At 68.9% G+C, this 6,486-nt stretch carries 5 protein-coding genes and 3 pseudogenes; 7 read left to right on the top strand and 1 reads right to left on the bottom strand.

The features are described from left to right. From KN815_RS10465 to KN815_RS10450, 5 genes and pseudogenes are all read left to right on the top strand, one after another. Positions 1 to 2,275 (top strand): SpoIIE family protein phosphatase (locus KN815_RS10465; protein WP_308403646.1); only part of this gene is annotated, 2,275 nt, incomplete at its 5' end. Positions 2,276 to 2,445: 170 nt separating this feature from the next. Continuing rightward, positions 2,446 to 2,912, top strand: a pseudogene (locus KN815_RS10460) (DUF6192 family protein); the annotation flags it as partial. Between the two features lie 2 nt (positions 2,913 to 2,914). Continuing rightward, a pseudogene (locus KN815_RS50180) lies at positions 2,915 to 3,169 on the top strand (RacP protein); the annotation flags it as partial. Positions 3,170 to 3,228: 59 nt separating this feature from the next. After that, positions 3,229 to 3,366 carry a hypothetical protein gene (locus tag KN815_RS10455; protein WP_216341494.1) on the top strand — a complete coding sequence of 46 codons (138 nt, stop codon included), beginning with the start codon at positions 3,229 to 3,231 and terminating at the stop codon, positions 3,364 to 3,366. Positions 3,367 to 3,496: 130 nt separating this feature from the next. Further along, on the top strand, positions 3,497 to 4,072 hold the full coding sequence (locus KN815_RS10450) for a GNAT family N-acetyltransferase (RefSeq protein ID WP_216341493.1): 576 nt from the start codon (positions 3,497 to 3,499) through the stop codon (positions 4,070 to 4,072). Between the two features lie 130 nt (positions 4,073 to 4,202). Here the strand turns inward: KN815_RS10450 and KN815_RS10445 are convergent, their stop codons facing one another. After that, positions 4,203 to 4,811: a TetR/AcrR family transcriptional regulator gene (locus tag KN815_RS10445; RefSeq protein ID WP_216341492.1), complete on the bottom strand. Its 609-nt coding sequence runs from the start codon at positions 4,809 to 4,811 to the stop codon at positions 4,203 to 4,205. Between the two features lie 70 nt (positions 4,812 to 4,881). Here KN815_RS10445 and KN815_RS10440 point away from each other — a divergent pair, with 70 nt between their 5' ends. Next, positions 4,882 to 5,775 carry an NADP-dependent oxidoreductase gene (locus tag KN815_RS10440; protein WP_216341491.1) on the top strand — a complete coding sequence of 298 codons (894 nt, stop codon included), beginning with the start codon at positions 4,882 to 4,884 and terminating at the stop codon, positions 5,773 to 5,775. Positions 5,776 to 6,204: 429 nt separating this feature from the next. Then, a pseudogene (locus KN815_RS10435) lies at positions 6,205 to 6,390 on the top strand (VOC family protein); the annotation flags it as partial. Positions 6,391 to 6,486: the final 96 nt, after the last annotated feature.

The following is a 6,486-nucleotide window of genomic DNA, read 5'->3' as shown; positions in this document are numbered from 1 at the left end:
GGGCCGATCGGTGACGGCGTTGTTGGCCGATCCGGCGGCGGCGCCTGCCGGCCTCCCGGCTCCGGAGAACTGGACGGGTGTGGTCACGGTCTGCCGTGCTGACGACGAGCAGGTGCAACTCGGGGTTCGGCTCTGGACCGTACAGCGGCCCGGAGGAACCGGTCCGGGGGCGATTGCGGTCGGTTACGACCTGTCCGAGGTGCCTTGGTGGGAGGCGAACCGCCCGTTGCTGGAGCGTCTCCTGGCCCGTTCACCCATCGGCATGGGCGTTCTCGATACCGAGCTGCGGTACGTGTGGGCCAACGATGAACTCGAGCGGCTCGGCGGTGTTCCGCTGGCCGAGCGCCTGGGGCGTACTCCGCATGAGGTCCAGCCAATGCTGGATCCGGACTCCGCCGAGGCGGTCATGCGGCGGGTCCTTGAGACTGGCGAACCTGTCCTTGATTTCGAGTTCACCGGCCGTGTCCGGAAGGCCCCACATCAGCATCACGCCGCGGCGGCCTCCGTCTTCCGCATCCAGGACGCGGCCGACCGGGTGTTGGGCATCTGCTTCATGGTCATCGATGCCACCGACCGCTGGCGCTCCCGGGAACGCCTCGCCTTGCTGAGCGAGGCGGGAGAGCGCGTCGGTAACACCCTGGACATCTTGCACACGGCGCAGGAACTCGCCGATGTCGCCGTGCCCCGGCTCGCCGACTTTGTCACCGTCGACCTGTTCGAGCCGGTGATCCAGGGGCAGGAGCCCACCCCGCAGTCGCCACGTCGCGCCCGCACACTCCGTCGTGCGGCACAGCAGTCCGTCCGCCCCGGTGTCCCCGAATCGGTCGCCCGCATCGGCCAGGAGACCAGCTATGCCCCCGGCTCGCCTGTCGGACGCTGTCTTGCGGACGGCAAAGCCCACCTTGAAGCCACACTGGCGCCCGCTGACAGCCCATGGATCCCGGATGATCCCGAACGAGCCGCCAAAGTCGCGGAGTTCGGCCTCCACTCCTACCTGAGCGTGCCGATCCGTGCCCGGCAGACGACCCTGGGCGTAGTCGGCTTCCTGCGCTGGCAGCGTTCGGACCCGTTCGAGGAGGAGGACCTGGAACTGGCCAAAGAGGTCGTCGCCCGAGGTGCGTTGTGCATCGACAATGCCCGCCGCTACACCAGGGAGCACACCGGAGCACTCGCTCTCCAGCGCAGCCTGCTGCCCCGGGAGACTAGCGGATCTGCGGAACTGGATGTTGCCACCCGATACCTCCCCGCCGGTTCCAAGGAGGGTGTCGGCGGTGACTGGTTCGACGTGATTCCCCTCTCGGGGGCTCGGATCGGCCTGGTGGTCGGAGACGTGGTCGGCCACGGAGTGAACGCCGCGGCCACGATGGGCCGGCTGCGCACCGCCGTGCGGGCGCTCGCGGACATGGATCTGCCTCCGGACGAGTTGCTGGCCCACCTCGATGACCTGGTGACCCGCTTCATCGATGAGGACAGCTCGGGGGACCGCTCCGCGAGCAATGCCCTGCTGGGCTCTAGCTGTCTGGTCATGAACCTCGACCCGGTCGCCCAGCGGTGCACAATGGCCCGCGCAGGACACCCGCCGCCCGCGCTCGTCGGCCCGGACGGCACCGTACGATTCATGGAAATGCCCGCAGGACCGCCCCTCGGACTCGGCTACCTGCCATTTGAGACCACAGAGATCGACGTGCCACACGGCAGCCTGCTCGTCCTGTACACCGACGGACTCGTGGCGGGCCCTGAACAGGACATGGAAGCCGGCCAGCACAAGCTGAGCGGCATACTCGGCCGCGGCGGAGACGACCCCGAAGCCGTCTGCGACGATGTCGTCGCAGAGCTCGTCCCTGCCAAGCCCCGCGACGACATCGCCCTGATGGTGGCCCGTGCCTGCGCTGTCCCCCAGGACCGCGTGGCCGTCATAGAGCTGGACTCCGACCCTGCCGTCGTCGCCTCGACCCGCGCCGAAGTGGACCGGCAACTGGCCGATTGGGGGCTGGACGACTTGGCCTTCTCCACTGAGCTGATCGTCAGCGAACTGGTCACCAACGCTATCCGCTATGCGACCGGACCGCTCAGGCTGCGTCTGATCCGGCAGTCCGTGCTGATCTGCGAAGTCGTGGACGGCAGCAGCACGTCACCGCACCTGCGGCATGCTCGCACCACGGATGAGGGCGGTCGCGGCCTGTTCCTCGTGGCACAGCTCAGCAAGCGCTGGGGCACCCGGTACCTTCCGACCGGGAAGATCATCTGGTCGGAGCAGGAGCTTGCCGCCGCGTAGTCCTCGACGGGACCGTCCGCTTTACGCGACGCCACAGACTGCGGCAGGGACGACCGCGCTCACCATCGCCGGCCTTCACATCTACGCCGACGGCCTGATGAGTTATGGGCCGACCCGTGGTCCGGTCGACCCATCGGTCGGCGCACGGATCGAGCGCCTGCTGTATGACGGTGGTGGCCAAGGTCTCCGACCAGGACAAGGCCCGGGTGGTGGAGGAGTTCACCCGGGAAGAAGGTGCGGCGGTCACGGCGGTCACCGGTCTGCTGCGCCGGCCGGACATCGCGTTCAAGGCGATGAGCGACGACACCGCCCGTCACCAGGTCAATCACGCGCAGGTCGAGCGGGGTCGGCAGGCCCGCGATGTCTTCGACCGCACCAGTCCGGTCGCCCCGGCGGTCCGCCACATCGACCGGATGGTGGAGTTCTTGGACCTGGTCACCGCCTGCCACTCGTTCGTGGCCGCGGTCGGCCGGGTGGTCCCCGGCCTGCGGAGCCGGACCCTCGGTGAGGACGGCGCGCGATCGTGCACGAGAACGTAGCGAAGGTGCGGGCGACGCTCGACTGGATCGAGCGAGCGGTCGATACGGGCAAGGTCGATTTGGACAGCGAGCTGGCCCGCATATTGCGAGGTGAATAGCCGTGCCCCGCGCCTCGCGGTGCCGGGGCGAGGCCGCGCGGCGGCATGCCGACACCCTCCGGTTCGTGCTGTTCGAGGCCAGGCCCGCGGGGCTGCTGTTCCAGCAACTGGTACGCGCCAGCGGCCTGTCTCCCAGCCAGGTGCGGGCAGGGCTGGCCTGCCTGCGCGACATCATCGCGGAGAACGGCTGGCCGCCGCTGATCTGGACCAGGGGCGATGGCTACCAACTCGGCGCCGAACAGGCTATCTGTCCCGCTGGGCCCTGCTCTCCGACGCAGAGACCGGCGCAGCACTTGCCTCACTACGGGCCACGGGTATGGCCCTGTACGTCCTCAGCTACTTTCACGGCTGGCAGCTCCTGGATTCCTGGCTCACTGCTCCCGACCGCCAGGCCAGGGTCCGCCGGCTGCTCACCGAGCAACTCCTCCCGGCTGACCTGCAACCCACGAACTGACCCCGGCCGAAAGCGGCCGGGCGCCAACCACCTGCTGCCTTGCGCCGACACCGCCTCCCCGCCCGATGCTGTACCGACCCTCACATCAGCCTCCATGCTTGATCACGGTCAGAGACAGGGAGGACCTCGAATGGAAGCAACGACAGACAGCGGACGTGATCTGCCGCCCGGCGGGCTGAGGCCAGTGCTCACCACACCACGCCTCCGTCTGCGCCCGCTCTCCGAAGCCGACACCGACTGGTGGGTACGTCTCCACACCGATGATCAGGTGAACCAGTTCGTTGGCGCCTACACCCACCGGCAGGCCGCAGTGCGTCTCCGGGACATCCGTCAACAGTGGGTTCAGCGCGGCCACGGCCTGTGTGCCGTCGAACTGACCAGCACCGGCGAGGCGATCGGGCGCTCCGGCCTCAACTGGTGGGAGACGCTAGGCGAGACCGAGATCGGGTGGACCTTCGCCCGAGCGCACTGGGGCAACGGCTACGCCACGGAAGCAGCACGTGCCGTCCTCGCATGGGGCTTCGGCGCGCTCGGGATCGGGCAGATCACGGCCATGATCCACCACGGCAATACCGCCTCCACCACCGTGGCCCGCCGCTTGGGATTCACACCTCTGCGTGAAGACAGCGTCCTGGGCCGTTCCTGCACCGTTTACGCGCTGAGCAGCGACGACTTCGCCGCAAGCGAAGACCGAACACCCCAGTAACATCGGTCAGCCAATCCTTGCTCAGCACCACCACGAGTGCGGCGTCGAGGATGCCCACGAGAAGGTGGCGGCGCTGATCGAGCGGCTGTGTCTGCGGGCTGGAGTTTCTCGTCGCCGGTGGGTCTTTGTCCTACTCGGGGGAGGCCGTTTCTGGCGCGTCTGGGGACGGGCCGGTGGCCTCCCAGGCGGCTTCGATCATGTGGAAGGTCTCGTCCACGGCGGCCTGCGGGTCGGCGGCCTCGCGGGCCAGTGAGAAGGCGTCGATCGCGAACCGGGCGATGGCGCGGCAGGCGGTTGTGGTCCGCGTCAGGTCGGGGTCGGCGGCGATCGCTGTTGCCAGTGCCTCCGCGTGGCGCAGCCTCATCGATTCCTCGTATCTCCGCAGCGCGGGTGAGGTGTCGATCATGTGCCAGATCGGGGCGGCGCTGTCCGCGGTGCAGTGTCGTACCAGGGCCTGGATCTCGCGGTGCAGTGCGGGGATGAGGGGTTCGTGCGGGGCCCGGCCGGTGACGGCCTGTGTGAGGCGTTGCTCGAAGTTCTCGTCCTGCTCGAATACCAGGGCCTCTTTCGAGGCGAAGTGGGAGAAGAGTGTGGTGACGGCGACGTCGGCCTCGGCGGCCACGTCGCGGATGCCCACCGTGTCGTATCCGTGTTCCAGGAAGAGCCGCAGGGCGGCGTCGGCGATCTTCTGGCGGGTCGCGGCCTTCTTGCGCTCACGGCGTCCGGTCGGCACGGTCATGCCCTGACGCTATCAGATGCGAAGCCGTAACCGTTTTTAAACACTAACCGTTAGTGCTACGGTCGGCGGCATGAAGAGAGTGAGTTTCGCCGAGTTCGGCGGTCCGGATGTTCTGCAACTCGTCGACGCCGAGGAGCCCCACGCGGGTCCCGGCCAGGTGCGTATCGCTGTACGGGCGGCGGGTGTGAATCCCGTCGACTGGAGGATCCGTGAGGGCCAGATCCTGGGGGCCCACCCGGTCGAGTTGCCCTCCGGGGTCGGGCTGGACGCGGCCGGAGTGGTGGACGAGGTCGGTGAGGGGGTCGAAGGAGTCGAGGTCGGCGACCACGTATTCGGCGAAGGGGCGAGCACCTATGCCGAGTTCGCGGTGCTGTCGGCGTGGGCCCGGATGCCCGGGGGGCTGTCGTTCGAGGAGGCGGCCGGGTATCCGTCCGTGGTGGAGACCGCGCTGCGCATCATCCGCGAGGTCGGTGTACAGCCCGGGCAGACACTGCTGGTCAGCGGTGCGTCCGGGGGAGTCGGGTCGGCGGTGCTTCAGATCGCCCGCGAACGCGGCATCGCGGTGATCGGCACGGCCGGGGCGGCGAACCAGGACTATCTGCGGAGCCTGGGGGCCGTTGCCACGACGTACGGCGAGGGCTGGGTCGAGCGGGTGCGCCGGCTCGGCCATGTCGACGCGGCGCTCGATCTGGCCGGTTCGGGGGTGATCCGCGAGCTCGTCGAGCTGACCGGGGATCCGGCGAAGGTGGTCTCCATCGCGGATCTCGGTGCGCCGGAGTTGGGTGTCCGGTTCTCCGGTGTGGCCGGGAGCGTGCCGGAGGCGCTGGTGGAGGCGGCCGGTCTCATCTCGCGGGGGAAGCTCCACATCCCGGTCGAGAAGTCGTACACGCTCGCCGAGGCGGCTGCGGCGCACATCGACAGCCAGGCCGGTCACACGCGCGGGCGCCGGGTCGTGCTCGTCTGACCCCTTTCCCGCGCAGTGGCAGTGCCCGGCAGGCTGAACTCCTGGGAGGTGGAGTACGCCGGCGGTCGGCTCGCGCCGGAACCACCATGGCCACCGGCCCGGCCCTACAGACCGCCACGCGGTCACCAGGCCGGGACCCGGTCAACCCCACCGGACCCCGGTGGGGTTGACCGGCGAGGGAGAGCTTCCGCTGCTTTCCTTGTCGCTCCAGCCGCCTGTCGTAGTGCCGACGGCGTCGGCCACGCCCAGGCAGGTGCTGTCGCGGAAGACACCGAGTTCGTAGTGCAGGGACTCGGTGTCGATGGAGCGGACCGTGAGCCCGATCGGTCAACACGGCGGGCCTGCCCCTTCATGACCTTGCCGCGAGCGATGAGTTCCGTGGGACAGCGCGGTCCATCCCGGTGAAAGGCCACAGATGAAGGAGACCTGCTTCTGTGCCTGAGCGCGGAGAGCCGCGCGAAGGTCGACGAGCTGGTGGACAAGGCACTGGCCGCGGGCGGCGCGCCCGCAGGAGAACCCCAGGACCACGGCTTCATGTACGGCCGGTCCTTCCAGGACCCCGATGGTCACACCTGGGAAGTGGTGTGGATGGACCCGTCGGCTGTCCAGAGCTGAGCCGTCCCCCGGACGCGCATACGAAGGCGCTCCGGCCACCACGGCGCGGCGGGGGCGGCCGGAGCGTCTGCCGGCCGGACGCGCGCCGACGCCTGG

Origin of the sequence: Streptomyces niphimycinicus (assembly GCF_018883605.1) — a bacterium.
In the GTDB taxonomy this organism is placed as follows: Bacteria; Actinomycetota; Actinomycetes; order Streptomycetales; family Streptomycetaceae; genus Streptomyces; species Streptomyces niphimycinicus.
This window is presented reverse-complemented; position numbering and strand designations above follow the sequence as displayed.

Coding starts and splice junctions, on each gene's coding strand:
- KN815_RS10450 (WP_216341493.1), top strand. CDS start 3,497: ATGGAAGCAACGACAGACAGCGGACGTGATCTGCCGCCCGGCGGGCTG.
- KN815_RS10445 (WP_216341492.1), bottom strand. CDS start 4,811: ATGACCGTGCCGACCGGACGCCGTGAGCGCAAGAAGGCCGCGACCCGC.
- KN815_RS10455 (WP_216341494.1), top strand. CDS start 3,229: ATGGCCCTGTACGTCCTCAGCTACTTTCACGGCTGGCAGCTCCTGGAT.
- KN815_RS10440 (WP_216341491.1), top strand. CDS start 4,882: ATGAAGAGAGTGAGTTTCGCCGAGTTCGGCGGTCCGGATGTTCTGCAA.